The organism is Pantoea folii (assembly GCF_056678875.1).
The window spans coordinates 15,292-41,271 of the sequence record NZ_JBWXON010000023.1 but is presented as its reverse complement, the minus strand read 5'-3'; the positions used below and the strand labels follow the sequence as shown (position 1 = coordinate 41,271).

The 25,980-nt window shown below is 50.4% G+C and carries 26 protein-coding genes and 2 pseudogenes; 17 read left to right on the top strand and 11 right to left on the bottom strand.

The window, feature by feature from the left end; all coding sequences use genetic code 11:
- Positions 1-23 precede the first annotated feature (23 nt).
- Positions 24-698, top strand: coding sequence for a heavy metal response regulator transcription factor (locus AC1MDE_RS22260; RefSeq protein WP_058960297.1), 675 nt, complete (start codon positions 24-26; stop codon positions 696-698).
- Positions 695-2,074, top strand: a complete 1,380-nt coding sequence (locus AC1MDE_RS22255; RefSeq protein WP_480345084.1) for a heavy metal sensor histidine kinase — start codon at positions 695-697, stop codon at positions 2,072-2,074. Before AC1MDE_RS22260 ends, AC1MDE_RS22255 begins: the two co-directional genes overlap by 4 nt.
- Positions 2,075-2,138: 64 nt before the next feature.
- Here AC1MDE_RS22255 and nfsB read toward each other — a convergent pair whose 3' ends face one another.
- Complete coding sequence (nfsB, locus tag AC1MDE_RS22250) at positions 2,139-2,792, bottom strand: oxygen-insensitive NAD(P)H nitroreductase (RefSeq protein ID WP_480345083.1); 654 nt, start codon at positions 2,790-2,792, stop codon at positions 2,139-2,141.
- Between the two features lie 87 nt (positions 2,793-2,879).
- A complete protein-coding gene (locus AC1MDE_RS22245; protein WP_480345082.1) occupies positions 2,880-3,881 on the bottom strand; it encodes a zinc-binding alcohol dehydrogenase family protein in 1,002 nt (333 codons plus the stop codon).
- A 143-nt stretch (positions 3,882-4,024) separates the two neighbouring features.
- Between AC1MDE_RS22245 and AC1MDE_RS22240 the strand changes: the two genes are divergently transcribed.
- From AC1MDE_RS22240 to AC1MDE_RS22205, 8 genes are all read left to right on the top strand, one after another.
- Complete coding sequence (locus AC1MDE_RS22240) at positions 4,025-4,930, top strand: LysR family transcriptional regulator (protein WP_479400263.1); 906 nt, start codon at positions 4,025-4,027, stop codon at positions 4,928-4,930.
- Between the two features lie 99 nt (positions 4,931-5,029).
- Positions 5,030-5,980 carry an aliphatic sulfonate ABC transporter substrate-binding protein gene (locus tag AC1MDE_RS22235; RefSeq protein WP_479400264.1) on the top strand — a complete coding sequence of 317 codons (951 nt, stop codon included), beginning with the start codon at positions 5,030-5,032 and terminating at the stop codon, positions 5,978-5,980.
- 150 nt (positions 5,981-6,130) lie between these two features.
- Positions 6,131-6,319, top strand: coding sequence for a YjfB family protein (locus AC1MDE_RS22230; RefSeq protein WP_058960303.1), 189 nt, complete (start codon positions 6,131-6,133; stop codon positions 6,317-6,319).
- Between the two features lie 103 nt (positions 6,320-6,422).
- Positions 6,423-7,301, top strand: coding sequence for an AEC family transporter (locus AC1MDE_RS22225; RefSeq protein ID WP_058960304.1), 879 nt, complete (start codon positions 6,423-6,425; stop codon positions 7,299-7,301).
- Between the two features lie 121 nt (positions 7,302-7,422).
- Positions 7,423-7,842 (top strand): bleomycin resistance protein, encoded by a 420-nt coding sequence (locus AC1MDE_RS22220; protein ID WP_479400267.1) that lies wholly within the window; start codon positions 7,423-7,425, stop codon positions 7,840-7,842.
- Positions 7,843-8,255: 413 nt separating this feature from the next.
- On the top strand, positions 8,256-9,908 hold the full coding sequence (locus AC1MDE_RS22215; protein ID WP_479400268.1) for an ATP-dependent nuclease: 1,653 nt from the start codon (positions 8,256-8,258) through the stop codon (positions 9,906-9,908).
- On the top strand, positions 9,905-11,020 hold the full coding sequence (locus AC1MDE_RS22210; RefSeq protein WP_479400270.1) for a UvrD-helicase domain-containing protein: 1,116 nt from the start codon (positions 9,905-9,907) through the stop codon (positions 11,018-11,020). The genes AC1MDE_RS22215 and AC1MDE_RS22210 overlap by 4 nt, the downstream gene beginning before the upstream one ends.
- A 481-nt stretch (positions 11,021-11,501) precedes the next feature.
- On the top strand, positions 11,502-12,347 hold the full coding sequence (locus AC1MDE_RS22205; RefSeq protein ID WP_479400271.1) for a hypothetical protein: 846 nt from the start codon (positions 11,502-11,504) through the stop codon (positions 12,345-12,347).
- Positions 12,348-12,488: 141 nt separating this feature from the next.
- Here AC1MDE_RS22205 and AC1MDE_RS22200 read toward each other — a convergent pair whose 3' ends face one another.
- Both AC1MDE_RS22200 and AC1MDE_RS22195 read right to left on the bottom strand, forming a co-directional pair.
- Positions 12,489-13,649, bottom strand: coding sequence for an IS30 family transposase (locus AC1MDE_RS22200; RefSeq protein WP_479400273.1), 1,161 nt, complete (start codon positions 13,647-13,649; stop codon positions 12,489-12,491).
- A 178-nt stretch (positions 13,650-13,827) separates the two neighbouring features.
- Positions 13,828-14,634: pseudogene (locus AC1MDE_RS22195) on the bottom strand (NtaA/DmoA family FMN-dependent monooxygenase); the annotation flags it as partial.
- A gap of 172 nt (positions 14,635-14,806) precedes the next feature.
- Between AC1MDE_RS22195 and AC1MDE_RS22190 the strand changes: the two are divergent.
- Positions 14,807-15,043, top strand: coding sequence for a helix-turn-helix domain-containing protein (locus tag AC1MDE_RS22190; RefSeq protein ID WP_058960310.1), 237 nt, complete (start codon positions 14,807-14,809; stop codon positions 15,041-15,043).
- A 256-nt stretch (positions 15,044-15,299) separates the two neighbouring features.
- Here AC1MDE_RS22190 and AC1MDE_RS22185 read toward each other — a convergent pair whose 3' ends face one another.
- The 3 genes from AC1MDE_RS22185 to AC1MDE_RS22175 all read right to left on the bottom strand — a co-directional run bounded on the left by AC1MDE_RS22185 (position 15,300) and on the right by AC1MDE_RS22175 (position 17,774).
- Complete coding sequence (locus AC1MDE_RS22185) at positions 15,300-15,488, bottom strand: hypothetical protein (protein ID WP_058960311.1); 189 nt, start codon at positions 15,486-15,488, stop codon at positions 15,300-15,302.
- Positions 15,489-15,607: 119 nt separating this feature from the next.
- Positions 15,608-16,813, bottom strand: a complete 1,206-nt coding sequence (locus tag AC1MDE_RS22180) for an MFS transporter (RefSeq protein WP_479400275.1) — start codon at positions 16,811-16,813, stop codon at positions 15,608-15,610.
- A 184-nt stretch (positions 16,814-16,997) separates the two neighbouring features.
- Positions 16,998-17,774 carry an SDR family NAD(P)-dependent oxidoreductase gene (locus AC1MDE_RS22175; RefSeq protein WP_058960312.1) on the bottom strand — a complete coding sequence of 259 codons (777 nt, stop codon included), beginning with the start codon at positions 17,772-17,774 and terminating at the stop codon, positions 16,998-17,000.
- Between the two features lie 165 nt (positions 17,775-17,939).
- Here AC1MDE_RS22175 and AC1MDE_RS22170 point away from each other — a divergent pair, with 165 nt between their 5' ends.
- The 4 genes from AC1MDE_RS22170 to AC1MDE_RS22155 all read left to right on the top strand — a co-directional run bounded on the left by AC1MDE_RS22170 (position 17,940) and on the right by AC1MDE_RS22155 (position 20,563).
- Positions 17,940-18,878: a LysR substrate-binding domain-containing protein gene (locus tag AC1MDE_RS22170; protein ID WP_479400404.1), complete on the top strand. Its 939-nt coding sequence runs from the start codon at positions 17,940-17,942 to the stop codon at positions 18,876-18,878.
- Positions 18,879-18,956: 78 nt separating this feature from the next.
- Complete coding sequence (locus AC1MDE_RS22165) at positions 18,957-19,562, top strand: hypothetical protein (RefSeq protein ID WP_058960314.1); 606 nt, start codon at positions 18,957-18,959, stop codon at positions 19,560-19,562.
- Entirely contained in the window at positions 19,559-19,903 is a 345-nt protein-coding gene (locus tag AC1MDE_RS22160) for a cupin domain-containing protein (RefSeq protein WP_479400276.1), read from the top strand. The genes AC1MDE_RS22165 and AC1MDE_RS22160 overlap by 4 nt, the downstream gene beginning before the upstream one ends.
- Positions 19,904-19,945: 42 nt before the next feature.
- Positions 19,946-20,563 (top strand): class I SAM-dependent methyltransferase, encoded by a 618-nt coding sequence (locus AC1MDE_RS22155; protein ID WP_480345081.1) that lies wholly within the window; start codon positions 19,946-19,948, stop codon positions 20,561-20,563.
- On the opposite strand, the pseudogene AC1MDE_RS22150 reads toward AC1MDE_RS22155, so the two are convergent.
- The 3 genes and pseudogenes from AC1MDE_RS22150 to AC1MDE_RS22140 form a co-directional block, all read right to left on the bottom strand.
- Positions 20,560-20,712, bottom strand: a pseudogene (locus AC1MDE_RS22150) (transcriptional regulator); the annotation flags it as partial. The gene AC1MDE_RS22155 and the pseudogene AC1MDE_RS22150 sit on opposite strands and share 4 nt — an antisense overlap.
- Complete coding sequence (locus AC1MDE_RS22145) at positions 20,712-22,613, bottom strand: acyltransferase family protein (RefSeq protein WP_479400277.1); 1,902 nt, start codon at positions 22,611-22,613, stop codon at positions 20,712-20,714. The gene AC1MDE_RS22145 and the pseudogene AC1MDE_RS22150, both read right to left, overlap by 1 nt.
- A 290-nt stretch (positions 22,614-22,903) precedes the next feature.
- Positions 22,904-23,806 (bottom strand): lipid kinase, encoded by a 903-nt coding sequence (locus tag AC1MDE_RS22140; protein ID WP_479400279.1) that lies wholly within the window; start codon positions 23,804-23,806, stop codon positions 22,904-22,906.
- Between the two features lie 218 nt (positions 23,807-24,024).
- On the opposite strand from AC1MDE_RS22140, the gene AC1MDE_RS22135 reads away from it, so the two are divergent.
- A complete protein-coding gene (locus AC1MDE_RS22135; RefSeq protein ID WP_479400280.1) occupies positions 24,025-24,774 on the top strand; it encodes a YoaK family protein in 750 nt (249 codons plus the stop codon).
- Between the two features lie 75 nt (positions 24,775-24,849).
- Positions 24,850-25,479, top strand: a complete 630-nt coding sequence (locus tag AC1MDE_RS22130; RefSeq protein WP_058960319.1) for a LysE family translocator — start codon at positions 24,850-24,852, stop codon at positions 25,477-25,479.
- A 38-nt stretch (positions 25,480-25,517) separates the two neighbouring features.
- Here the strand turns inward: AC1MDE_RS22130 and AC1MDE_RS22125 are convergent, their stop codons facing one another.
- Entirely contained in the window at positions 25,518-25,976 is a 459-nt protein-coding gene (locus tag AC1MDE_RS22125; protein ID WP_058960320.1) for a hypothetical protein, read from the bottom strand.
- Positions 25,977-25,980 lie beyond the last annotated feature (4 nt).

Sequence of the window (25,980 nt, the reverse complement as noted above, 5' to 3'; positions counted from 1 at the left end):
ACTTGTCCCGCCCGGAGATGCGCATGAAAATTTTGGTGATTGAAGATGAAGCCAAAGCGCGCGATTACATGCGCAAAGGATTAACCGAAGCGGGATTCATCGTGGATGTAGCGGAAAATGGGCAAGATGGTTTGTTCTATGCGCAGGAGCATCATTACGACCTGATTTTACTCGATGTGATGATGCCCGGCATGAGCGGCTGGGAGGTGATGGCCGCGCTGGATAAACAGACCCAGACGCCGGTTATTTTCCTCACGGCTAAAGGCACGTTGGAAGATCGCATCAAGGGGCTGGAACTGGGCGCGGATGATTACCTGGTGAAGCCCTTCTCGTTTGCGGAACTACTGGCACGCGTCCGCACGCAACTGCGGCGCGGCGGCCAGCAAAAACTTCCCGATGTGCTGACCCTGGCCGATCTGCAACTCGATATCCTTAAACGTCGGGTGGAGCGCGCGGGGCAACGCATCGACCTCACCAACAAAGAGTTCAACCTGCTGCATCTGTTTATGCTGCATCCCGGTGAAGTGTTGACGCGCACGGTGATCGCCTCCCGCGTATGGGACATGAATTTTGATAGCGACACCAACGTGGTGGACGTGGCAGTAAAACGCCTGCGCCAGAAAATCGATGGCCCGTTTGCTCAACCGCTGATTCACACCGTGCACGGCGTTGGGTATCGCTGCGAAGCTGAAGCATGAAAAAACTCTCGCTTGCCACTCGCTTATCACTACTGCTCAGCACTGCGGTGATCGTGATTTTTGCCCTGAGCGGCTTTGCGCTGTATCAGTCCCTGGCGAAGCAAATTGGCGTGCGTGATGACGCGGCTTTACTGACGCGCATTGATCAGATTCGTACGCTGCTACGCGATGAAGACGCCATTACGCTGATTCAGCAAAAACCGCGCCTGTTTGCCAATATGCTGGGCAATACAGAATCCTTGTTAGTGCTGCGCTTTCCAGGTCAACCGCCGCTGATTGTGGTCAATCCCGGCGCACGACCAATGCCCGACATCACGCCGGTGCCCGCCGATCAGCCACTCAATCTGGCCTCTGTGCATCACCAGCAGGCAGAGGACGGCACGCCCTTTATTTCTGCCGCCGCCTTAGCGCCGACGCGCGATGGCAATGGGCGGATTGAGATCATTACCGGCCGCCTGATGAGCGATCGTACCCAAACGCTTAACAGCTATCGCGATCAGATCATTGTCTCGACCGCACTGGCTGCGCTGCTGGTCGCGGCACTCAGTATCTGGCTGGTGCGACGCGGCTTATCGCCATTGCGTCGGCTGGCAGCGGAAACCGATGCCATAGACGTACGGCGTTTATCGCACCGTATCCAGTTCAGTGATGCTCCGACAGAGCTACAACCGCTGGTCGCCGCCTTCAATCAGATGCTCAGTCGTCTGGAAATGGGCTATCAACAGCTCAGCCAGGTTTCCGCCGATATGGCGCACGACCTGCGCACGCCGATTGGCACCTTGATCGGTCAGACCGAGGTGGCGCTGAGCCAGCCGCGTAGCGTCGGTGATTATCAGGCACTGCTGGGCTCCAACTACGAGGAACTGGAGCGACTGGCGAAGATGATCGATAACATGCTTTTCCTCGCCAAAGCGGAAGACGCCAGTCAGGCAATGGATTGGCAGATAATCGATTTGGCACAGCTCGGCGAGAAATTGCAGGACTATTTTGATGGCATGGCCGAAGAGCACGCCATGCAGTTGGAGATGCGCATGCAGGGAGAATTGCGCGCTGATCCGCAGCTGCTTCAACGCGCACTGGCGAATCTGATGGCGAATGCCTTGCGCTATGGCGAGCGGGATACCACCATTCGCGTGTTAAGTGCGGTGCGCGATCAGGGGATCGAATTGGTGGTGGAGAATGACGGTGCGCCACTCAGTGTCGAGCAGCAGGCAAGAATGTTTGATCGCTTCTGGCGCGCCGATGCATCACGCCATCAAAGCAGCAGCGGGCTGGGGTTGTCGATTGTACGCAGCATCATGCGTTTGCATCACGGTAGCTGTGCGGTGAGCAGTGAGAACGGGGTGAACCGGTTTAGTTTGCTGTTTCCGCGATGAAACGTGTCGCGGCGCGATTCATCGCGCGGGGTTAAAACCACGCAAAAAATTGCGCCGCAACCGCTTAAATAAAGGTGAAAATTTCTTCGCGCGGCAAACGTGATTTTGGCAATGCCGCATTGAAATCTTCGTCGCTGCGATAGCCCAACGAGACCAGTACCACGCTGGTAAAGCCTTTCTCACGCAGGCCTAACGCCTGATCCAGCGCTCGCTGATCAAAACCTTCCATTGGCGTCGCATCAATCCCTAACATCGCGGCACCTAGCAGCAGACCACCGAGCGCCAGGTAAACCTGTTTCTCCATCCACTGCGGGATATCACGCTGCTCGTAACGGTGCATATCGACATAGCCACGACGGCTCTTATCCTGACCGGCTTTGCCTTCTGGTTTGGCAAAACGCCCATCCTGCTCTTCCTGCGCCAGCACGTTTTGCAGATGCGCGTCATCCAGATCGGTGCGCATGCACAGCGCGATCACATGGGAAGCATTCAGTACTTTTGGGCCGTTGTAAACAAAGGCGCCGGTAGTGGATTGCGCGATCTGCTCACGACCTTCTGGCGTGGAAGCCACCACAAAATGCCATGGCTGAGAGTTGACGGAAGACGGGCTGTTACGCAGCACGTTCAGCAGCGTTTCGATCTCTTCCTGCGGCAAACTTTTACCACTGGCGAAGGCTTTCACAGTGTGGCGACCAGCCACTGCGTCATTAAGTGTCATGGCAATCTCCTGAATCGATTATTTTAAAAGTGCCGTTACCTTAACCGCCGCGCTTACACGGCGGTTAACGAATTGTGTTTCAAAGGGTTAAAAGCCGCTCAGCACGATCTTGCCGCGTGCACGACCGCTCTCGATCAGCGCATGGGCTTTGCGCAGATTGGCCGCGTTGATGGTGCCGTGATGTTCGCCTGCCGTGGTTTGCAGCGTCTGGTCTTCAACCAGCTGGCTTACGCGCTCTAAAATATCGTGCTGACGCTGCATGTCGCGGGTCTGGAACAGTGAACGGGTGAACATCAGCTCCCAGTGCAGCGAGATGGCTTTGCGCTTCAGCGGCACCACGTCCAGCGTTTCCGGATCATCGATCAGCGCCAGCTTGCCCTGTGGAGCCAGCACATCCACCAGCTGGGGGTAATAGCTGTCGGTGTGCGTCAATGAAGCCACATAGCGTACCTGCGGATGGCCAATGGCCGCCAGCTGTTCACCCAGCGGCTGCTGATGATTGACCACATGATGAGCGCCCAGAGAACGCACCCAATCTTCAGTTTCGGGACGCGATGCGGTAGCAATCACCGTGAGGTTAGTCAGCTTGCGCGCCAGCTGCGTCAGAATTGACCCGACACCGCCGCCTGCTCCAATAATCAGCAATGCGGCATTGTCATCCGCCTGCACTTCCAGACGATCAAACAGCAATTCCCATGCGGTGAGTGATGTCAGCGGCAACGCGGCGGCATCGGCATCATTCAGCGTCCGGGGTTTATGTCCGGCAATGCGTTCATCCACCAGACCATACTCGGCATAACTGCCCGCGCGCGTAATATCGCCCGCGTAAAACACTTCATCGCCCGGCTGGAACAGCGTGACTTCCTCGCCCACCGCCTCCACCACGCCGACCGCATCCCAACCGAGAATGCGCGGTTTATCGGTTGGCGCGCCGTTACGCACTTTGGTATCTACCGGGTTCACGGCAATCGCGTGGATCTTTACCAGCAGGTCACGCGCGCCCGGCTGCGGTTGGGCGACATCCAGTTCGTACAGCGCATTTTCATCGGAAATTGGTAAACCGTTTTGGCTATAAACTATCGCTTTCATCAAGCTGTTCCTCAATTCATCAGGGTGTTAGGTAAGTTGAGCTCAGCATAGCGGCCTGCACGCTGAGGAAAAATGCCGATTGCACAGCAACACTTTCACTCTTAGAGTGAAAATCCCTGCCTGTTTTGACGATGAGTAAGAAAATGATCCGACTGGAAGATGTCACGCTGTTTGTGCGTTCGGCGGCACTGGGCAGCTTTTCCCGCGCGGCCCGTGAAGTGAATTTGCTGCCGGGGCAAGTGAGTGCCGCCATTCAGCGACTGGAGCGAGAACTGGATCGTCGCCTGTTTGCACGATCCACGCGTAGCCTGCGGTTGACCGCCGAGGGTGAAAAATATCTGCCCTACGCGCAGGAGATGCTGGCTCTGATGCAAGCGGGCGCTGATAGCCTGCAAAGTCACGAAGACGCACTGAGCGGTGAGCTTAAAATCGCGATGCCCTCGGATATAGGTCGCAATATCCTCTTGCCGCTGATCACCGAATTTTGCTGTGAGCACCCTGCCTTGTCGGTTCGATTATCGTTATCCGATCAAATCAGTGATGTGTTCCGCGATCCGGTCGATATCGCCATTCGCTACGGCAAACTGGAAGACAGCAGTTACGTGGCATTACCGCTGGCCGAGGACAATCGCCGCATTATGGTGGCATCGCCAGCCTATCTCGACCAACATGGACGCCCGCATCAACTGGAAGATTTGGCCCAGCATCACTGCCTGCCGTTTGTGATGGGCGGGCATGTCTATGACAAGTGGACGTTCCCGCAGGAAGGTATGCGCCGCCAAATCACGGTGAAAAGTCGCCTGCTGTGTGATGACGCCGAAGTGGCGCGTCGTTGGGCTATCAATGGCATGGGCATCGCGTATAAATCCTGGATTGACGTCTGTGAAGACATTAGGCAGCGCCGCCTGGAACGGGTGCTGCCTGAGATCCCCGGCGAAAGCACGCCGCTGCATTTAATCTGCCCGCATCGTAAACAGTTTTCCCCCGCAATTCGGGCGCTGCATGGCGTATTGCGGGCGCATTTGCGGGCGATGACCGCGCAACTGTGATAGCTGTAAATGTGCAGAGCTTATGCGAACTTGCGGTTTTGATTGCCTCGTGAGCGGCTTTATCATTTTTAAAAATTGATAACACCTTCAGGGACTCACATGCACAACATTACAAAGACAATACTCGCTTCACTGCTTTTCTCCTCACTGCTTGCCAGCGCCAATGCCGAAGAGACACTTCGCATCGGCTATCAAAAATCTTCCACCTTGCTGACGTTGATAAAGCAGCGTGGCGATCTGGATAAGGCGCTCGCCGAGCGCGGCATTAAAGTGACATGGCACGAGTTCACCAGCGGTTTGCCGCTGCTGGAGGCGCTGAATCTCAACAACGTTGACCTCTCTGCTGACGTGGCCGATACCGTGCCGGTGTTCGCGCAAGCGGCAGGCGCCGACCTCACGTATTACGCACGCGAGACGCCTTCTCCAGAAGCTCAGGCCATTTTGGTGCCCGCTAATTCCAACATCAAATCACTGCAGGATTTAAAAGGTAAAAAGATTGCCGTTACCAAAGCGGCTGGCAGCCATTATCTGCTGATCGCCGCGTTGCAAAAGGCGGGACTGAAATTCAGTGATGTCACACCTGCATGGCTGACACCTGCCGATGGGCGTGCCGCGCTGGAACATGGCAGCGTTGATGCGTGGGTGACCTGGGAACCCTTTGTCACCAGTTCGGAAGTCGAGCAGCACACACGCGTGTTGGTGAGCGGCAAAGGTCTCGCCAGTTATCAGCGCTACTATCTGGTGTCGACGCCTTATGCGCAGAAGCATCCTGAGGTGCTGGGCATTGTGTATAAGACGCTGGTTCAGGAAGCTCAATGGCTGAAAGCACATCCAACGGATGCAGCCAAGATTCTCTCTCCATTGTGGGGTAATTTGCCGTTGGCGACGGTTGAACAAGCGAACCAGCAACGCAGCTATCAGATCGAGCCAGTGAATAAGAGCGATTTGGCTGAGCAGCAGAAGATTGCAGATGCGTTTTATCAGGCGAAGCTGCTGCCGAAAGCGATTGATGCGCAGGATGTGGGCACCTGGCAGCCGCAGGCGAAATAGCCGCCCTGCCAGAGAATAATCTGATAAAGCCGGTTGGCGTCGGGGATCTCCGAAGATAGCAGTGAAGCTTTGCCGCTGGATGCCGATAGACGTATCAGGCTTTCTCAAAGCCGTTTCCGCCCCCCATTAGTCGTTTTAAAGGAGAGCAAGATGGATGTATCACAGATTACTTCACTGGCTATCGGTCTGGAAAATATGGACCTCAGCAGTAAAGTGAGCACCCTGGTACTGAAAAAGACCCTGGATAATCAGCAGTCAATGGCAGCAGGAATTCTTAATTCGATTCCGCAACTGCCGGCCAATCCGGCAGTTGGCCGTAACATCAATACCACCGCATAAACTCGCGTTGCATCGTTGCACTCACTGAACGACCTCTGATAGCGTGTATTTTTAACCACTCCCTACTCCAGGGAGTGGTCGACACGCTAATCAGGGATGTTTCGTGACGATTTTCTTTCCGCTTATCTATCTGTTTGCCGGATGGTTGCTGGGTAAAACTGCCTGGGATTGCAAAACGGCTGCGTCATGGATATTGACGCGTATCGCTATTCCCATCGTGATCATCTTTAATATATCGACCCGCTTTCACAGCATGAGCACCATTATTATTGCCACCGCGATATCCATGATGGTGCTGCTGCTGGCAGGTCGCTATGTTTTTGCTGACCCAATAAAAAACCTCTGTTTTAGCTATCTTAATATCGGCTGGCTGGGTCTGCCCGTCGCCAGCGTGCTATTCGGCAATGATGCTGCGACCATTATCATTGCCGCCTACGTCGGCAGCTCAATTGTCGGCAACTCGCTGGGCGCAGGCATGCTCTCCGGCGAGAAATTTAATCCAATCACGTTGATGCGCACCCCGCCCGTCATCGCTCTGATGATCGGCGCAGCATTGATTCCGCTGAGTGATTTGGTGGCTCTTCACTTTGATAGCCTGTATCAAATTGCCAAATTTATGATGAGTTTTCTTGGCATGGCCGTTTTAGGAATTTGGCTTTCAAAGACAACAATATCGATGCGCGATTTTCGACTCGAACTGCGTCCGTTTCTCACTCGCTCAATAGTTTTCGCTGTGCTGGTTTCGTTGCTCCTGCTGATAGCCGATCAGTTCAACGCACCACTTATTACGCAAAATCCAGCAACGATGTATCTTTTCTGCCTGCTTCCCCCGGCAGCCAATATTATCGTGCTAGAGACGCATTACCTGGGCACTGGAAATTCAGCGCAGGCGATTTCATGTGGGACTTGTATCAGTATCGTTGCGATAGCGCTTTATTCGGGTGCTGTTTTGGGTGGCAGAGCGTTAGGGATATGGGGTTGAGAGGATGTTTGAACGGGTTAACGTGATGCTCTTTAGACACTCATTTATCCTTTGTCGCGACATGAGCAAACAGGTTGCGCGGCATTAACTTTAGGTCGTGCTATTTAAAAGGACATAAGTAATGACCGTTCAGCATGAGCCCTACTGGAACCGGATGGTGCCCGAACTGACCGTAACGGACTTCACTGCCTCACTGCTTTTTTATACTGATGTATTGGGATTCGAGATTATGGTCAGACGAAGCGATCCCGAATTTGCCTATATCAACCTCGGTGAAGCACAATTGATGCTTGAGCAGTATCACGCCGAAGGCTGGAATACTGCTGAACTCGTCAAACCGCTCGGGCGCGGCGTGAATTTCCAGATTGAGGTGGATGATATTGCGTGTGTGCTGGCGCGGGTGAGGAAACATGGCGTGCCCCTGTATCGGGATCTGCGTGAAAGCACCTATCAGATTGGAGAAACCACGGCTTGCCAGAGAGAGTTTCTCGTTCAGGATCCGGATGGCTATCTTTTGCGTTTTTGCCAGTTTGTTGAGTGAGGGGGATTGTGGATGTTGGGGGCTGCTTTTAGCGTAATAGCTTCCTGGGGCTGGGGCCGCTTTGAGCGCAGGCGGTGTGAAAACTACTTTGGTCGCTTAAACTGCCAAACAAGGGTTGAAAACTGCGCTCATACGTAGAATCTGGCTCTGCCAGCCAGTCGAGTACTCCCAGATTTTGCGTAGATGCGCACACTTCAGTTTTGGGGCAGAGTTTGCACACAGCCTGAGCGAGGAGCGGAAGGTCCCAACTGTCCCTACAGTCGATAGTGGTATTACTAACTTTGGCGTACTGTATTGAAAGGGACAGGTCAATTGCTCGGTTGATATTTAACCTGCTGCCATAAACGCCAATCCACTTTTCATCAAGTATATTTTCCTGAATTGATTGCGCATAACATGTAATGGAGATGTTAATGGTTATTACAAAGTTAATTATTGAGGGTTTTAAGGGGTTTAAAGACCGATTCTGCATCGAGTTCAATGAGTCAGTGAACATTATTGTAGGCGATAATGAAGCAGGAAAAAGTACCATCCTTGAGGCTATCAATTTAGGTTTGACGGGTTTGTATGCAGGAAAACCTGTCAAGAACAACATCAGCCAATATCTCTTTAATGACCAATTGGTGAAGGAATATCTAGCCAGTCTCACAACCACAGCTAAATTGCCACCGCCAGCGCTATTCGTTGAGCTCCACTTCCAAAAAACGCCTGACACTGTTTTCCTGGAGGGGGATGGTAATTGCCTGAAGTCATCCTCAGTGGGAGTTGTATTCAAAATCAAGTTTAACGAGGACTACAAGGCTGCCTATGAAGCACTCTTAAAAGTAGGTGATATCAGAACGTTGCCTATAGAGTATTACGATATTGAGTGGAAAAGCTTCAGCAGGGACGCACTTTTATCACGTAACATCCCCCTCAAGTCTGCTTTTATCGATTCATCCTCGGCCAGAGGCAACAATGGGTCAGATGTTTACATCAGCAGGATAATCAAAGACTTGCTCACGGATGATGAAGTCATCAGCGTTTCTCAATCGCACCGTAAGATGAAAGAAGCCTTCATATCAGACAAGTCTATCGAAACCATTAATAAGAAAATTATCAGTGCAAGCAAGATCACCAGTAAAAAGGTCACTATCTCAGTTGAGCTTTCCTCTCAAAAAGCATGGGAATCAAGCCTGATTACCTGCCTGGATGATGTTCCGTTTAATTACATTGGAAAGGGCGAGCAAAGCATTGTGAAGACAAATTTGGCGCTCTCGCACAATAAAGCCAAAGAGTCGAATATCATTCTCATTGAAGAGCCTGAAAATAACCTATCGCACACCAAGCTTAATCTGCTCATTAAGACCATCAAAGACAACTGTGAAGGTAAACAGATCATCATTACGACTCACAGTAGTTTCGTTGCGAATAAACTCGGTCTTGGTGATCTGATTTTTCTCTCGAACCGCAAGACGACCAAGCTGGCTTCTTTAACACCTGGCACAAAAGAATTTTTCGAAAAAATTGCGGGTTACGACACGCTTCGAATGGTTTTGTGTAAGAAAGCCATTCTGGTTGAAGGCGATTCAGACGAGCTTGTGGTTCAGAAGGCCTACATGGATGCGAACCAGGGACGGCTACCCATTGAGGACGGGATCGAAGTTATTTCAGTTGGGATTTCTTTTCTGAGATTTCTGGAAATAGCCGCGATAATTGACAAACCTACCCGCGTCGTAACCGACAATGATGGCGATATTGCCGCAATTCAGAAAAAATACAGCACCTATCTGGGCGTGAATATAAAACCACACATTGATATTTGTGTTGACCCGATTGTTGATACCGGTACGCTGATGGTGGGCACAAAAAAATACAATTACAATACTCTTGAGCCCAAATTGCTGAAGGCGAACAGTAGGAAAACCCTTAATGCCGTTTTAGGGACTACACATACTTCTGATGATGACTTACGCGTTTACATGCATGCGAATAAAACAGATTGCGCATTGAAGATATTTAACTATACGAATACTGCGGCGCTCAGCATACAGTATCCGCAGTACATTCTGGATGCGATCAAATGAACAAAGTCATCATCGCATCTGCGGGAGCAGGTAAAAGTACCTTTATAGTCAGTGAAGCATTAAAGGCCGTCACTTCAGGGAAGCGTATTCTGATTACCACGTTCACCGAGGCATGCCGGGATGAAATAAATGTCAAAGTCATTAAAGAGAATGGATGTGTCCCACCTAATTTGTATGTGATCACCTGGTTTTCCTTTCTGATTAAACATTGGATAAAACCCTATCAGGGGTGTTTATTTGACTATGACGTCAAAGGGATGCTTCTTTGCAGCAGCAAATCCGGTGTAAAGCCTTATAAGGTAGCGGGGAGACCCATCTACTGGGGGGAGAAAGATTTCAGGCAGCACTATTTCAGTTCTGATTTTAAGCTTTACTCCGATAAAATGGCCAAACTTTCTCTTCGCTGTGAGGAGAAGTCGAGCGGAAAAATCATCGCTCGGTTGGCGTCGTGCTTTGATGAAATTTATGTGGATGAGGTTCAGGATCTTGCTGGTTACGATCTTGAAATTCTTCAAACACTGTTCAGGTCACCCATTAAAATCACTCTGGTCGGCGACCCGCGTCAGGCCACTTACAGTACCGTCAATACCGAGAAAAATGCGAAGTACAAAAAAGCTGCCATCGTGAATTTCTTTGATGACAAGGCGGTAGAGATCACAGTTGATGATAAAATGTTGAATGAGAACTATCGGTGCTTTCATGAAATCAATGATTTTGCCAACAAACTTTATCCTGCCTTTGCCCCTTCAGCCTCTAACGTTCGTGAAATATCCGGTCACGACGGGGTCTTCCTGCTACCCGAAAAATTACTGAATCACTATCTAGAAACGTATACTCCCGTGCAATTGCGCTGGGATAAAAGGCGTACCGTTGATGAACGTTATCCTGTCTTTACCTTTGGTACATCTAAAGGCCTGACATTTGAACGTGTGATTATCTTTCCTACCGAACCTATGCTGAAGTGGTTCCAGGATAATAGCGCTGCACTCACTAATGATTCACGAGCCAAGTTGTATGTTGGTCTGACTAGGCCAGTTAAAAGTGTTGCGATTGTCTTTAATGGTGGCGCAGATTTTAACTCTAATGGGATTAAAATTTACACTTCAGGGTAGAATCATGAGGGCTCTCAAATTCTTACGTTGCTGCTTGTTTTCACTGAGCTAAGGATAGCACTAAGCGGCCGAACTAACTGAGCAGAAGGTCTGCTGTGAGCGATCAGCAGACATTCGTGTTTCAAACCCGTGGCACCCTGAGTACCATCAATGGCATAATGCAGTCCGTTGGAAAGACCTCGGGCAGCTATGAGCGAGAAGCCGACGTTAGTAATTGAGTCATCATGGATGTTGCTAGCAATACCTTATGTCAATCAACTGGGAAGCTGTCATGTATGTTTGCAGTTGCTCTTTAGTTCCAAATGAGCATAACGGGTATCTCCTGCCATAAAAGTGGGACCGCTATGTTTTACTTTATAGTTGAAAAACTTGAATGTATAACATGTTGATTAGAGCTGCCAGTTTCTTTAGTGTAATCTCTGAATTCAATAAGAGAGCCCTACTAGACTCCCTCAGAATTAATTAAAGGAAATTAAAGTAGATGCCAAGCAGACTTGATATTTATTTAAATCGCATAAGCCATTTATCACAAGTTTTCTTAGTTGCCTTTGCTATTTTCGGTTATTTTTATACTGTCAGGCCGATTTACCAAAAGGAATTACTCTCTGAGGATATTGCGAAAAAGGAATTTGAACTTAATGGTTTAAAAAAAGAGTTAAAGAGATCATCTGATACTCTTCAAGGTAATATTTTAGCACAGAGTGAATTGCTAAAGGATATTGATAATTTAAATCTCCAGCAAGATGAATTGGAAAGGAAATTAAAATCCACAAATGCTGAGTTATCAGAGTCAATTCGCGCATTAAAACAACAGAGTTCTTTGGCTAAAAAAGCAGTCGATGATAATAACAGAAATTTGTCATCAGTTTTCTGGGAAAACTTTAATGGATTGATTGGAGATACTTACTTAAGGAGCAGCATAAACCGGACGAACAAAAGCCTTAGTAGCTCCCCATCCTATCCTAACTTTGACGAATTGTATGTTAAGCCATACACAGCAATTAGTAATGCAATAAAGATGGGTAATCATAATTTTTATGAAAGTGCTGGGAATATACCTGAAAGACTTCGCAATGATCTTTTGAAAAAAATCTCTATTGCGCTTGAAAAAAACAAAGAAAGACTAAATAAATATCCAGACGGTTTTGAAGATAAAGTAAAGTTGCTTCAAGATAGAATGAAAATCTATGACCCTAGGAAAAGTACAGATGATATAATGAAGCGATATGAGATTGATAGAGAATTGAGGCACTATATCAACTCTCAAAATAAAATCTCTTGGAGTATAGCTTCAGACTTTTTGGCGCTTATTCAAAAAACTAATTAGATTAATTTTTACAAGGCAGGAATGTTGTTTTTAGTAGGCGTGAAGGATTCCCTTATGTGTCGAAGATGTAGAAGTCAATATGATCTGATCCCACAGATTAATACAGATAGATGTTAACATTGTCCGCTGTTGGCTGTGAGTTCAACTGATGGACGCAACACACTTATTGAACCGCTCTGCGGGTGATTCATATTCTAGCGTTTTTCTCGGTCTTTCGTTGAGCTGTCTGGCAACGCTGTTTAGTCTCTGCTGACTGTGAACCGATAAGTCAGTTCCCTTTGGAAAATATTGTCTTAGCAACCTGTTCGTATTTTCATTCGAGCCACGTTGCCAGGGAGATTGAGGATCACAGAAGTAAATCTGGATGTCTGTTGCTACAGTAAACCGGGTGTGGCTGGTCATTTCAGCTCCCCGATCCCAGGTTAATGTTTTATATAGCTCAACAGGTAATTCCCGAGCTTGTCTGATGAGTGCAGATATAACCGTTATGGTCTTGTTGTCCCTGATTTTGGCTAACATAACAAAGCGGGAATGGCGTTCTACGAGGGTGACGATATAGGAGTTTTTCGAGCCCTGGATCAGATCACCTTCCCAGTGACCAGGGATGGCTCTGTCTGAGGCTTCCGGTGGCCTTTCGCTGATAGGTATCGCATTCGGGATTTTCCCTAATCCTTTCCCTTTAAGTGATGACGTTCGGGATCTACGTACCGCTCTTACGCTTCTGAGGCATTGCTGCAGCTCTTTTTTTAATGCCCCCCGGGTTTGTATAAAAAGCGTTTTATAAATCGTTTCGTGTGACACATGCATTTCCTGATTATCCGGATAACAGCGTTTCAGCCAACCGGCGATCTGTTCCGGCGACCAGTCCTGATGCATCTTCTCTGCAATGATTTTACACAATGTGGGGCTTTCAATTAGCTTGCAAGGTTTTGGTCTCAGAGCATTTTCCCACGCAGCAGTATCGGCTTTTGCTGCACGGTATTGCTTGGCACCTCCGTGCCTCCTGACCTCGCGGCTAATCGTTAAGGGTGCTCTTGATAAGTTGGCAGCAATGTCCCTGATACTGAGTTTTGCTACCAGTCCTCTGGAAATCTCCTCTCTTTCATCAAGCGTAAGCGCTAATCGATGCCGCTTTCGAACGGGAGGACGGTAGCCACCTGTCTGGTGGATTGTGGGCATGATGGAAGAATGAAATCTGTCGAACATTCTGGCGATATCATGCAGAGAATCACCTTGCTTATATCTGTCCCAGATAATCGCCTTCTGCTCTGGCGTGTAGTTAATCCGAGTTCTTCGTTTCATGGCAACGTCCCCCCTTGATTAAGGATAGCGTTGCATCGAGCCATTGAACTCACAGCACTAAGCAGACTTCCAACAGCCAATGTTCGCAGTGCTCGATCTGCGGACATTGCTGACACCATTCAGTTTGAATCATTTAAGAGCAGGTCAGCACTGTCATATTTATAACTTCTTTTATAAATCAATATTTAGTCAGCCCAAGGTGATCCCGCAGATGGGTTCCTTCATATTCGGTCCGAAAGATGCCTCGTCGTTGCAGTTCCGGCACCAGAAGTCCAGTTAATGCCTCTACCCCTGTTGGGAAATGAGTAGGCACAGCAAGGAATCCATCACAGGCATCGGCATCAAGCCAGGCTTGCATCTGATCGGCAACCGTGGCCGGGGAACCGATGGCTTTCAGATAGCTGCCTTCCGCGAAGTAGCGGGCAGTCTCGAGGACGGAGAGATTTTTATCACGGGAAATGGCCATAATCGCGTCCCGGTGCGATTTTCCCGCGTTGGATTCAGGCAGTTCTGGTACAAGTTCATTAAGGTCAAACTGGCGAAAATCGACCCCTCCTGCCAGTGGTTTCAAATTACTTAGGGCAATGTCATCTGGAATCAGGGCTAACATTTGGTCGGCCAGTTCTCTGGCCTTCTGGTCTGTTTCGGCAATGATGGGAGTAAGCCCCACCATGATTTTGATTGAATCGGGTGAGCGCCCGAATTCCTGAGCGCGCCGACGAATGTCATCACGAAATGCGCGCCCGCCTTCGATGGTGGATTGCAGTGTAAATACCACATCAGCTGTTCGTGCCGCCAGCGCCCGACCCGGCTCTGAGGCACCGGCCTGAAAAATAACAGGTCGCCCTTGTGGGCTGCGCCCCATCGGAAGTGGACCACGAACCTTAAAATGCGTCCCCTGATGCTGTAGAAAATGCATCTTATCAACATCGAAGTAAACACCGCTCTGCTTATCCCGTGTGATAGCATCCTCATCCCATGACTCCCAAAGGCCGTTTGTGTCATAACGTCACCTTTTATTTTTACTGTGCAAAAGCGCGATCTCATCGCCTGGATGATTAGCCTGTGCATTGCCATCGCAGTATGGGTAATTTAAGGTGTACTAATCCATCAGCATAAACGCACTACCCTGTTGCATAAAACTGTACAGGATCCCTATGAGTCCGTTTTCCCGCTTTGCAGCCTACTTTATGGAGGTTGCGCGCCATGGAAGTCTTCGAAAAACAGCGGAAAGGCTGCACGTTTCCGCGTCAGCCATTAATCGGCAGATCCTCCAGGCGAAAGAAGATCTGGGTATACCTTTATTTGAGCAACTGCCGGGTGGCATGCGTATGACTACGGCAGGTGAAATTCTCTACACTGATCTACTCCGCGGGCACGTGAATTCAACCTGACAAAACAGCGATCTGATGAGATTAAGGGGCTGAGGCGTGGAACAGTCAGTATCGGGCGGGTTCAGGCTTTAACGGAGGGGCAACTCTGTGACGAGATTTCTGCCATTGCTCAAGAGCATAGCTGGCTGGATCTCCAGCTAAATGTTTAAAGCAGCGCCGTAATCACACAGCAGGTGCGGAACTCCGAAATTGATTTTGGACTTATACTCGCCCCGGAAAGCGTTGTCGGATTTGAAGTTTTAGCCCTTGCTGAACATCATTTAGCTAGCCTGATAACAAACGAGCCATCTTCTTTTTTGATTTTGGCTCCTCGATCTGCCCAGCGATCCGCAAGCTCAAAAAACTCATCGGCACTGATATTGAAATCCAGCACAACCTCCCTGAACTCACCACTTTTCAACAACTCGTTCGCTTTTTTTAAGGACTTTGCGGTTGCGCTTTTCATCGATTTTCTTCTCCGAAATTTGAGTGGGCGATTCTTGTTCAATGCAGGATATCTCTGGTTGGTTCTTTAGTCGCAAAAAAATGCGCCACCGGGCGCATTTTCATCCATAGGATGACCCGCTACAGAGCCCCCTTCCCCTGCGAGTGAGCATTCCATCCTTTGATGATGCTCACAAAGGCAAGACCTACCGGGATAAGCGATCCCCACAAGACAGCATTCCAGCCATAAAGGTTTAGCAGTGCGCCGGAAGAAAATGACCCGACCAACATCACACCGAATACCACAAAGTCGTTCAGGGACTGAACCTGCGTTTTTTCTTCTGCCCGATGGTACTCAACAATTTTTGCTGATGCGCCAGTGAAGCCAAAATTCCAGCCGATGCCCAGCAGAATTAATGAAAGCCAGTAATGAAAAATGTCTGTTCCGCTTAGGCCTGCAGCAACGGATGCAACGGTAATCACTAATCCAGCGGCCGTCACTCGCATGGAGCCGAAACGGTTAATCAGCCTGCCCGTAAAGAATCCTGGCCCGTACATGGCAATAACATGCCACTGAATACCCAGATTCGAAGCCTGCTGAGAGATAGCATGCATGTGCATGGAGAGCGGTGCGGCAGTCATCAGAAAATTCATAACCATATAGGTTACCGCACCGCAGAACACCGTCAGAGTAAAACCAGGCTGACGCACAATGACGCGCAAAGGGCGCCCTTTTGACTGTATTGCCACAGGAGGCTCAGCAGGTGTAACGCCTTTCAGGATAACGGCAGCAATAGCGGCTACACATGCCTGGGCTATAAAGGTCACGGCGAAGGGATGAGGTGGCCAGAGATTCATCGTCGTGGTCACCAGCATCGGACCGATGACGCCTGCCAGAACACCGCCTCCCATGACCAGAGACAAAGCACGCGCGCGGCGTTCCGGGTTGACGCCGTCTGTTGCTGCAAAACGAAAACTTAGCGCAACCGCGGCGTAGGCCCCGCCAAGAAATCCAGCGAGACAAAATAGCAGGAAGGAGCTGATCACAACGGCCAGAGCTGCCATGAGACCGGTTAACACCCCTGCACCGGTTCCCACCATAAAGACGGTTTTACGGCCCCTTTTTTTAGCCAATGCGCCGAAAGGCAGGATGCATGCAGCCATCCCCAGGACAAACATGGTGACCGGCAATGTGGCGAGCGTTGGGCTGGGCGCAATATCATTACCCACGATGGCGCCAGTGGCATAGAACACCACGGCATTCGCGCCGGCAAGCGCCTGGCACGCGGACAAACGGAAAATGTTATTTTTTTGCTCTGCGACGGAAAGTGTGTGTTCTGCGAACATCTGATCGAGCATCCTTAGTGATTGTAAGCACGAACCCATAACGTGCTTTTCCTTACGCCTCGTTTGCCTGTTCAAACGGCATCGCCTCGATGATGGCAGGAACCACAAAGAGGCGACTGAAACATAATGTTGTTCTGTCTGCGCCGGAGTGCTTACAAACCCGAACGGATGAACGGCATCGCCATCATGCGTTACGTCCTGCCATCACGCCACCATCAATGTCCCAAATTGCGCCGGTCACCCAGCCAGTCTTGTCTGAAAGCAGAAAAGCCACGGTCTCAGCTATGTCTGCCTGCGTGCCCACGCGGCCAATCGGATGGAAGCTGTCAAAGCTGTTCATCACGTCTTTCACGTCGTCTTTTGGGATAAAACCTTCGTAAATCGGTGTATGCACAACCGCCGGTGAGACAGCATTCACGCGGATGCCCTTTTCAGCCAGCTCGATAGCCAGGTTTTTGGTCATCGCGTGCAGCCCCGCTTTTGCCATTGAATAGGCAGAGGACGGCGTGGCGCCGATTGCCTGCTGTGCCCACATAGAACCAATGTTGACGATTAAGCCTTTAATCTCGGCCGCAACCATATTGCGCACCACATCGCGGGTGATAAAGAAGGTGGCGCGGTTGATGCTCATGTACATGTCATAGTCAGACGCTTCATGTTCGATAAACGGTTTTGGGAAGAATACCCCTGCGGCATTCACCAGCAGACTGATGTCTTTATGTTCCGCATTGATGGTTTTAACCACTTTCTGCAGTCCTTCCTCTTCTGTCAGGTCGGCCACAATCACAGATACCTTGCTGTCCGCAGCCAATGCCTGACGAGCCTGTTCAGCTTTATCCTGACGGCTACCCACCAGCACAACACGGCCTCCGTTTTCTAAAATCAGTTTCGCCGTTTCGAAACCCATGCCGCTGGTACCGCCGACCACTAACAGTTTTTTTCCGGCAAAAGATGTGTTCATCACTAACCTCATAAATCGTTGATTATCATGAATGAAGAGTAGAGCTCTTAATTGTGTGAACGCAGAGTGCCATCACGGCTTCAGGTTGACGAATGAGAAGAAGTTGTGTCACAAGAAAGAAAATCTTTTTCGTTAACTCTGTTAGCGTTGATCAGGAATATTTCTATGCGATCGCTAAACCGACTGAAATGGCTGCATGCTTTTGAGGCAACCGCGCGGCACGGAAGCTTTACCGGCGCAGCGCAAGAGCTGGGTGTCACGTCAGCAGCGGTTGGTCAACTCGTCCGATCGCTCGAAGATTGGGTTGGGCACCCGCTGCTTCACCGCACACGCAGCGGCAAAGCGCGTCTGACACTGGTCGATGAAGCTCAGGAAGCCCTTGAGGACATCACTCAGGGCTTGGACAAGCTCGAAACCGGCCTGACTAAACTGCGTGGCCGCCGTGCGCGCTCAGCCATTGTTGTCACTGCGTCACAGGTTTTGATGATGAACTGGCTGATGGAGCGCCTGAACCGGTTCTCTGAAGTGCATGAAAATACAGATTTGCGCCTCAACGTGACGGACAAGCTGATGGATGTGTCACACGGTGAAGCGGATATCGGCATTCGTTGTGGGCTGGGAGACTGGCCTGGCGTGAACAAAACATGGCTGATGGATGAGGAGGCGGTATTAGTATGCAGTCCACGGCTTTCCCCGCCGCAAAAAAAGGCCTGTGGTAAATGGCTCGCCACGCAAAAGTTGATTCATGATGACACGCCACATCCCGGTGCAGACTTTCCTTCATGGGAGGATGTTCTTAAGGCGGTAAATGCTCCTGAAGCACTTGAGAGTGGGCTGCATATCAACTCCTCTGCAGCAGTGATTTTATCAGCGCTGAGCGGCCGGGGTGTTGCCATTGTTCGCCATGCGCTGGTTAAACAACTTATTGAAACCGGTCAACTCGTGCAGCTCCACCCTGAACAGCGCTGGCCGCTGAAATGGTCTTATTATCTGGTGACACCGCAACATCAGACTATGCGAAGTGAAGTCAGAATGTTCCATGACTGGCTTATTGGGGACGTGAAGAGTGATGATGAGTCAATCGCCTGTGAAGACAATCAATAAGTGGTGTATTTCGCAGGCAACCTGACTATGTTAGTGAACATATGCCGAATGCATTAACACCCCAAAACGAGGTTAAGGATGATTTCACTGGGTTTTGTGTCAAAGAAAATGCTGACTAATTGGAGTGACGTTCCGCCCTACCTGCCTGATTTCCAGTTCCACGAAAAACACAGCGCGGTAATCCAAACCATCAGCCCGGAAAAGATCATGCCGCTTATCAAGACCTTCGATATTGAGCAGGATGCGGTGATCCGGGCATTGATGTCGATACGACAGTTGCCGCGTAAACTGCAAAGAAAGGCCCCTGTATCCCAGGATGATCAATTCGGTCTGCAAACCTTCACGCTTCTTCACGCCTCTGCTTTAGAACTTTGCTATGGGTTAAGAGGCGAGTTTTGGCGCGCCGACTTTGGCCTGGAAAAGATTTCAGACGCTGAAGAGTATCAGCAGCCCGCGCGGCCGGGCGCTGCAAAGCTGCTGCTGCGCTATCAAGTTAATATCATTAATGACAGCCAGTCCGAACTTATTACGGAAACGTTCATTCACTGCCCGGACAAAACCTCTCATTTTAAGATGGCAGCTTATTGGCTGGCGATCAGAGCGGGAAGTGGGTTGATTCGACGCAGAACGTTGAGCGCCGTTAAGCGTGAGCTTGGAAAAAATTTAGATAAGGAAACGAGATGATTTCGCAAGAGAATGCTGAGCATTATGTCTGGGGTGATAACTGCGACGGTTGGTATTTAGTCAATCGTCAGGACATGTTGATTATTCATGAGAAAATGCCTCCTGGCACCTGTGAAACACGTCACTTTCACTCCGTATCCAGACAATTCTTTTTCGTTCTGCAGGGCGCCCTGACGATGGAACTGGAAGGTGAGAAACACGACATCAAGGCCCAGCAGGGACTGGAAATCGCCCCCGGTGCAAAGCATCAGGCCAGGAACGACAGTGAATCTCCAGTGGAATTTCTTGTTATCTCCCATCCAACGCCACGAGGGGATCGTATTGATCTTTCAGCATGCTGAGTTTCAACGATAATGAACCCTCAACCCTAATGAAGGCAGGCCATGAATCACGAAAAAGAAGCTGACCATATTATTGACCTGTATCGGGAAGGTGCCGAAGTCTGGGATAACCATCGCATTAAGCACTTTATCGAGCAGCACTGGTTGGCGCGTTTTCTGGATCTGATTCCCGCTGGCGGTGAGATCCTGGATGTGGGCTGCGGCGCGGGTATTCCTATTGCGCAGCACTTTTTGCAGCAGCAATTCAAGGTCACGGGGGTGGATGCTTCCGAGCCGATGATTGCTCGCTGTCGGGAAAGGTTCCCACAGGCGCAATGGCATATTGCCGACATGCGCACGCTGGCACTCGCGAAGGCTTTCAACGGCATCATCGCATGGGACAGCTTCTTCCACCTGACGCGCGATCATCAACGCGCGATGTTTCCACGTTTTGCTCAGCATGCCCAGAACGGCGCGGCATTGATGTTCACCAGCGGGCACAGCGACGGCGAAGCAATGGGCACTTTCCTTGAACGCCCACTCTATCATGCCAGTCTGGATCACGATGAATTCCGCCAACTGCTGTCGGATAACAGTTTCAGCGTGGTTAATCAGATCACCGAAGATGCCACCTGCGGTGGCAGAACGGTGTGGCTGGCTCAGAAAAACAAAACTGCTTAGAGCGCAAAATCGACGTGCTGGCCGCCAGGCATATTTACGCCAATCGTTAATTGCCCGCCCAGCGCCTCAACATAACGCTTTAAAGTGGCAATTTTCAGATCTTCGCCGCGCGCTTCAATTGCTGCAACCGACGGTTGAGCGATTCTCATCACCGCCCCTCAATCATCCCCCACATCCCTGCAAACACCCCGCTCAGACTTTTGTTTCCCACTTCCGAAAGGTGGTTATCGTCGCGATACAGCGGCACATTCTCCCTGGCTCCGTAGCAGTAACGGCTGTCACACAATCCCTGCGTGGCATCCAGCAAGGTGATGTTAGGTGAGAGCGCCACGATCTTGTTGAGCATTGCCAGCGCGTCCTGATGACGTAATTGATACTCAGCGCGAGATTGCTGAATGGTCAGCACTTTGCCGCGCATCGCATCGCGTGACATGCGATAAATCACGTCATAACCGAATTCCGGCACCGGCGTCATGATAAAGACGCGATGATGGCTGGCGAGCTGTTTCACTGCGGCGCCAAAATGCTGTTGGTAGGCGGCAACAGAACTGCCGTCCTGCCTGAAGCTATAGGTCGGTGCGCTGCTGCCGCTGCCATATTCGCCGTGCAGATAAAACGACATGCGATTGATGATCAATACCGATGCGTTGGGGTATTTGCGTTCAATATCAGCCATTGCCGCTTTTACAAAGCCACCGCAATCAGGGCTGGCGCTGCGTTGAATATCCGGCACTGAAGGACAGCCAGACTGTGCGATGAACACCACGCCATCCTGCGTTCCCGCGCTGGCCACAATCGAGGACAACATGGCGGCGGCGTGGCTATCACCCAGCACCACCAGATTCACCTTGCTGGCATCGCCAAATACGCACTGTGGTGATGTGATGCCGCTGAGCACAAAGCAATTTTTAGCCAGCGCAAAGCGTTGCTGTGAATAGTGATCGATTGAGGCCACCACGGCGGGTGCGCGTGAAGGGATTCCCGCCCTCGCAACGATCGTCACCCCAAACAACATCACCACAGCAGCCTGTCCCAGCGCGATATAAGTTTTCCGGCTGAACCAGCTTTGCCTGTTCTCAACCCAGACGTAAGAAGCCCAACCAGCAGCCAGTGACAGCAGGATCAGCAGCACCTGGCTGATGAACGTGACCGGCCAGTCCGCCAGATGCCAGAACACCCACAAGGGCCAATGCCAAAGATAGATCGAATAAGATGTTTTGCCGATGTGCTGTATCACGCGATGATTCAACCACCGGCAGTCCTGTACCCCTGCGTGAAGAATCAGCGCGGTGAACAGCACCGGTATCAGCGTCATAATGCCCGGCCACGCGATATTCTCATCAAACATCAGTGCACACAGAATCAGCGCCAGAATACTCAGTGGTGGAACCCAGCCCTGCCCGCTCAATCGGGTTTTAGGTGCCAGATACACTAATCCGCCAACCAGCATTTCCCACGCGCGGGTGGGCAACAAATAATAAGTCGCGGTGAGATGATAATCAGTGGCAACCATCGCCAGCACCAGGCCAAACGACAACAGCGCAGCGATGCCCATCACCCAGACAAATTGCTGGCGCAGGAAACGTGCGGTGAACATTAATGCCAGAGGCAATAATAAATAAAACTGCCACTCAACGCTTAATGACCAGGTATGCAGCAGCCATTTATATACCGATCCGGTATCAAAATAACCGCCCTGTTTGAAATAGACCACATTGGATATAAAGCTGAGGCTGGAGACCGCATGCTCCGCCATGCGTTGATACTCGTCTGGCGGCATCAGGAAATAACCCATCAACATTAATATTGCGCACAGCACCATTAAGGGCGGAATGATACGTCTGCAGCGTGCAGCATAAAACGCCATTAGTGAAAATTTATGATTATTGAGCCGCGACATAATAATTTCGGTCATTAAATAGCCGGAAATAACAAAGAACACATCAACACCGAGGAATCCCCCACTCATCTGGGAAAAACCAAAGTGATAAAGGATAACTAACATAACCGCATAGGCACGCAGCCCGTTAATGTCAGAGCGGAAAGTCATGGGGATGATCCCTGAAAGAGTTTTTCAGGATAATGTAAAGATTGTGATAAGGCGCAGCAATCGATGAAAAGCCTGTGATTTCATCGCCATCATACAAGAAATGGAACTGTGCACCCGATGATTTATCTCAAGGTGATTGAATGACACCTCGAATTATCATCAGGTTGTCAGAGGTAAAAAGAGGAACACCTTAACGAACTGATTATTGACTTAAATGAAATGAGATCAGGATATTCAGAATAGTGGCACACTCTCATCAGCCGATATTAACGTTCCATAACAGTAAGCAGTTAAGGTTTATTTGGTGCTAATACCGCGATTGCCCCCCCCATTAAACGATAATGTGCAGGCGTGCGGCCAATAATTTCCCCATCAGCATTAATGTCATGCGGACGCCGGGTATGCAGGCTAAATTGGGTGCCGCTCAGCGTGCGCACACTTCCCCAGCGACCATGCGTGCCACGGCGCAGTGAAGGAAACAGCGCCAGAATTTGCCACCAGTGACGTACTTCCAGGCTATACGCATCCAGACGACCATCATCGGGTGCCGCATCCTTCTCAATCGTCATCCCACCGCCGTAAAAACGGCCGTTGCCCACCGAAAACTGCACCGTTTTAATTGCTTCCTGCTGGCCATCATAATGCAGCATGGCGCTGAACGGGCGGCTTTGCCGCAGCAGACGTAATGCGGCCAGCGCATAACCTGCTGTGCCCCACTTTTTCTTGGCTGCTGCGGTGAGATTGCGTGCCAGACTGGCGGAGAAGCCTACGCTGGACACGTTCAAAAACAGATGGCCGTTGACTTCACCCAGATCGATACGCCGCGTGTGACCTGTGACGATGATGTTGATTGCTGCATCCACATTAAAAGGAATGCCTAATGTACGGGCAAAGTCATTGGCCGTGCCGAGCGGTAAAATGCCCAGCGGCAAGCGGGATTGCATTAGCCCTGGTGCCGCTGCATTCAGCGTGCCATCGCCGCCGCCGACAATCACCACATCCACCTGATGCTGATGCGCCAGAATCAATTCACTGTAACTGCGTTCATCATCTTCGTGCGGGGTAATCAGGGAATAGCCTGCTGCCGATAATTGCTGATGTGCCAGATCCGCCCACTGCGCACCACGGCGTGCCCGACGATTGACCAGCAGTAGCGCGCGCCGCTGCTCAGGTTGAGCACCAGAATGGGTCATTTCGATATTTCTCTGAAATTAAAGACATCAGGCGAAAGTAAACAGAGATAACGCAACTGGCAATCTTCCTTAGATATCTTTACACCCATAATAAGATTTATCTATATCTGAAAGTTATTAAGATCCCCTTAAGATTTTTGTGCTTCACTTATTCATTGGCGAACACCAGATTTGACGCATTGCGTTATCACAATACTCTCCATGAGCAAGGGTGAATTATGCTGATAAAACTGAAGCGCACCAGAACACACGTTGAAGATCGTAATCTCGCCCTGTGCCTGGCCACATCAGCGGGATTATTGAACGCCATGGCGTTAGCCGCCTTTGGCTTTTTCCCCTCGCATATGTCCGGCAACATCGCACAAATATCCAGCGATTTGAATGAGATGGATATACGTAATCTTAAAGTCTTCATTGCCATGATTGGTGCCTTTGTCACCGGTGCGGTGGTGGCAAGGATTTCGGTGGTGCTTGGCGTGATTAATGGACTGCGCACCATATTTAGCTGCATTCTGCTGGTGGAAGGCGTGCTGTTAATTATGACGTCATTGTTCGAAATTTATTATTTCTCGTCGAATAATAACGCAGAAATATTACTACTACTGGCATTTTTAATGGGTGTGCACAATTCCACCTCGACGCAACTTTCGAACGGCCGCGTACGATCGACCCATATTACCGGCACACTAACCGATGCAGGTATCTCTATCGGTTCGGTATTTGTTGCATTATTACGCCGCGATCCCTCCAAAAACATCCGTGCCTTTAAACAGCAACTGAATACCCATCTGGTGACCATCTTCTCCTTCCTCACCGGTGGCATTGTCGGCCTGCTAATCTTCAATGCGTTAGGCTTCGGATCGCTGATTGGCCCCGGATTGATTCTGGTGGTGATTGCCTCGCTTTCGATTATTTTCACGCTTTATAAAGTGAAAAGTCGCAGCTACACCAGGGCGATCCCTTCTTAAGACGGAATCAGCAGTAGTCATTCTGCGATGCAGGCGATATAACAAAAGCAGGACAATCTCATCGCAGAGGACGACATGGCGCTTTCACACGAATTGATTCTGATCTACACAACCTATTTTGTTGCCACCGCCAGCCCGGGCCCGAGCAATATGGCGATTATGGGCACGGCAATGAAGAAAGGACGCGGTGCCGCACTGGCGCTGGCAAGTGGGGTGATCAGCGGTTCGATGATGTGGGCGCTGCTGGCGGCCTGTGGCGTGTTAACCGTGCTGGCAACCTTTGCTCAGCTGTTGATAGTGCTGAAAATCGGCGGTGGTTTATATCTGCTGTGGCTGGCCTATAAGGCGGGTAAATCGGCTTTACGCCGTCCTGATGCGAATGAATTCAGCGCCAGCGGCGACAAAGTCGCCTTTATCAGGCTGTTTCGTCAGGGTATTTTGATGCACGTTGGCAATCCTAAGGCGATTTTGACCTGGGTGGCGATCATGTCGGTGGCTTTGAAACCAGATGCAGCGGCCTCAACTTTGCCGATGATCATCGCAGGATGTGCCACGATCTGCGTGCTGGTGTTTTACGGCTATGCGCTGTTGTTCTCCACTGCGGTGATGGCGGTATTTTATCGCCGTATCCGCCGTGGGCTGGATGCGCTGCTGGCGTGCTGCTTCGCCGTTGCGGGATTAAAACTGGTGTTTAGCCGGAATTAAACGGGGGCGGTGCTGGCGAGAGCAGCACCGCTTGCAGATCAGGAGTTGTTTGGCGCAGCGGCCTGCGTTTCGCTAAAGGTCGGCTTCTGACGCGTCACCGAATAGACCACGTTTTTCGGTCCTTTGGTGTCGGTGGTCACATCCACCGACGCGATGGTCACCTTGCCAAAACCAAACAGCGTCTGAACGTAACCACCGATCTGGTGTTTACCTTCAGCAACGCGAATCTCTTTATTCTCGCCTTTCTGCAACAGCCCGGCATCCTGACCATCTACCGTCACATAAACGGATGAGCCGTCATCAGTGCGGGTGACCAAATGCGATACGTTAATCACCGTAGGGCCACTTTCAAACTGCGAAGGAATGTTGTCATTCTCGATGGGGGCAGCGGCTGGAGCGTCAGCTTGCGCCGTAGCGTTGCTTTCTGCGGCGTGGCGTGCACAACCGGTAAGCATAAGTGTGGCCGTCACAGCGGCCAGAGTGAAACGCGAAAACATCGTG

What these genes read in the sequence shown, in the direction of transcription:
- AC1MDE_RS22230 (WP_058960303.1), top strand. Translation starts at nt 6,131, where the DNA reads ATGGATGTATCACAGATTACTTCACTGGCTATCGGTCTGGAAAATATG.
- AC1MDE_RS22165 (WP_058960314.1), top strand. Translation starts at nt 18,957, where the DNA reads ATGATTTCACTGGGTTTTGTGTCAAAGAAAATGCTGACTAATTGGAGT.
- AC1MDE_RS22170 (WP_479400404.1), top strand. Translation starts at nt 17,940, where the DNA reads ATGCGATCGCTAAACCGACTGAAATGGCTGCATGCTTTTGAGGCAACC.
- AC1MDE_RS22210 (WP_479400270.1), top strand. Translation starts at nt 9,905, where the DNA reads ATGAACAAAGTCATCATCGCATCTGCGGGAGCAGGTAAAAGTACCTTT.
- AC1MDE_RS22190 (WP_058960310.1), top strand. Translation starts at nt 14,807, where the DNA reads ATGAGTCCGTTTTCCCGCTTTGCAGCCTACTTTATGGAGGTTGCGCGC.
- AC1MDE_RS22245 (WP_480345082.1), bottom strand. Translation starts at nt 3,881, where the DNA reads ATGAAAGCGATAGTTTATAGCCAAAACGGTTTACCAATTTCCGATGAA.
- AC1MDE_RS22240 (WP_479400263.1), top strand. Translation starts at nt 4,025, where the DNA reads ATGATCCGACTGGAAGATGTCACGCTGTTTGTGCGTTCGGCGGCACTG.
- AC1MDE_RS22160 (WP_479400276.1), top strand. Translation starts at nt 19,559, where the DNA reads ATGATTTCGCAAGAGAATGCTGAGCATTATGTCTGGGGTGATAACTGC.
- nfsB (WP_480345083.1), bottom strand. Translation starts at nt 2,792, where the DNA reads ATGACACTTAATGACGCAGTGGCTGGTCGCCACACTGTGAAAGCCTTC.
- AC1MDE_RS22260 (WP_058960297.1), top strand. Translation starts at nt 24, where the DNA reads ATGAAAATTTTGGTGATTGAAGATGAAGCCAAAGCGCGCGATTACATG.
- AC1MDE_RS22135 (WP_479400280.1), top strand. Translation starts at nt 24,025, where the DNA reads ATGCTGATAAAACTGAAGCGCACCAGAACACACGTTGAAGATCGTAAT.
- AC1MDE_RS22220 (WP_479400267.1), top strand. Translation starts at nt 7,423, where the DNA reads ATGACCGTTCAGCATGAGCCCTACTGGAACCGGATGGTGCCCGAACTG.
- AC1MDE_RS22155 (WP_480345081.1), top strand. Translation starts at nt 19,946, where the DNA reads ATGAATCACGAAAAAGAAGCTGACCATATTATTGACCTGTATCGGGAA.
- AC1MDE_RS22130 (WP_058960319.1), top strand. Translation starts at nt 24,850, where the DNA reads ATGGCGCTTTCACACGAATTGATTCTGATCTACACAACCTATTTTGTT.
- AC1MDE_RS22175 (WP_058960312.1), bottom strand. Translation starts at nt 17,774, where the DNA reads ATGAACACATCTTTTGCCGGAAAAAAACTGTTAGTGGTCGGCGGTACC.
- AC1MDE_RS22205 (WP_479400271.1), top strand. Translation starts at nt 11,502, where the DNA reads ATGCCAAGCAGACTTGATATTTATTTAAATCGCATAAGCCATTTATCA.
- AC1MDE_RS22235 (WP_479400264.1), top strand. Translation starts at nt 5,030, where the DNA reads ATGCACAACATTACAAAGACAATACTCGCTTCACTGCTTTTCTCCTCA.
- AC1MDE_RS22200 (WP_479400273.1), bottom strand. Translation starts at nt 13,649, where the DNA reads ATGAAACGAAGAACTCGGATTAACTACACGCCAGAGCAGAAGGCGATT.
- AC1MDE_RS22145 (WP_479400277.1), bottom strand. Translation starts at nt 22,613, where the DNA reads ATGACTTTCCGCTCTGACATTAACGGGCTGCGTGCCTATGCGGTTATG.
- AC1MDE_RS22140 (WP_479400279.1), bottom strand. Translation starts at nt 23,806, where the DNA reads ATGACCCATTCTGGTGCTCAACCTGAGCAGCGGCGCGCGCTACTGCTG.
- AC1MDE_RS22255 (WP_480345084.1), top strand. Translation starts at nt 695, where the DNA reads ATGAAAAAACTCTCGCTTGCCACTCGCTTATCACTACTGCTCAGCACT.
- AC1MDE_RS22185 (WP_058960311.1), bottom strand. Translation starts at nt 15,488, where the DNA reads ATGAAAAGCGCAACCGCAAAGTCCTTAAAAAAAGCGAACGAGTTGTTG.
- AC1MDE_RS22215 (WP_479400268.1), top strand. Translation starts at nt 8,256, where the DNA reads ATGGTTATTACAAAGTTAATTATTGAGGGTTTTAAGGGGTTTAAAGAC.
- AC1MDE_RS22125 (WP_058960320.1), bottom strand. Translation starts at nt 25,976, where the DNA reads ATGTTTTCGCGTTTCACTCTGGCCGCTGTGACGGCCACACTTATGCTT.
- AC1MDE_RS22180 (WP_479400275.1), bottom strand. Translation starts at nt 16,813, where the DNA reads ATGTTCGCAGAACACACACTTTCCGTCGCAGAGCAAAAAAATAACATT.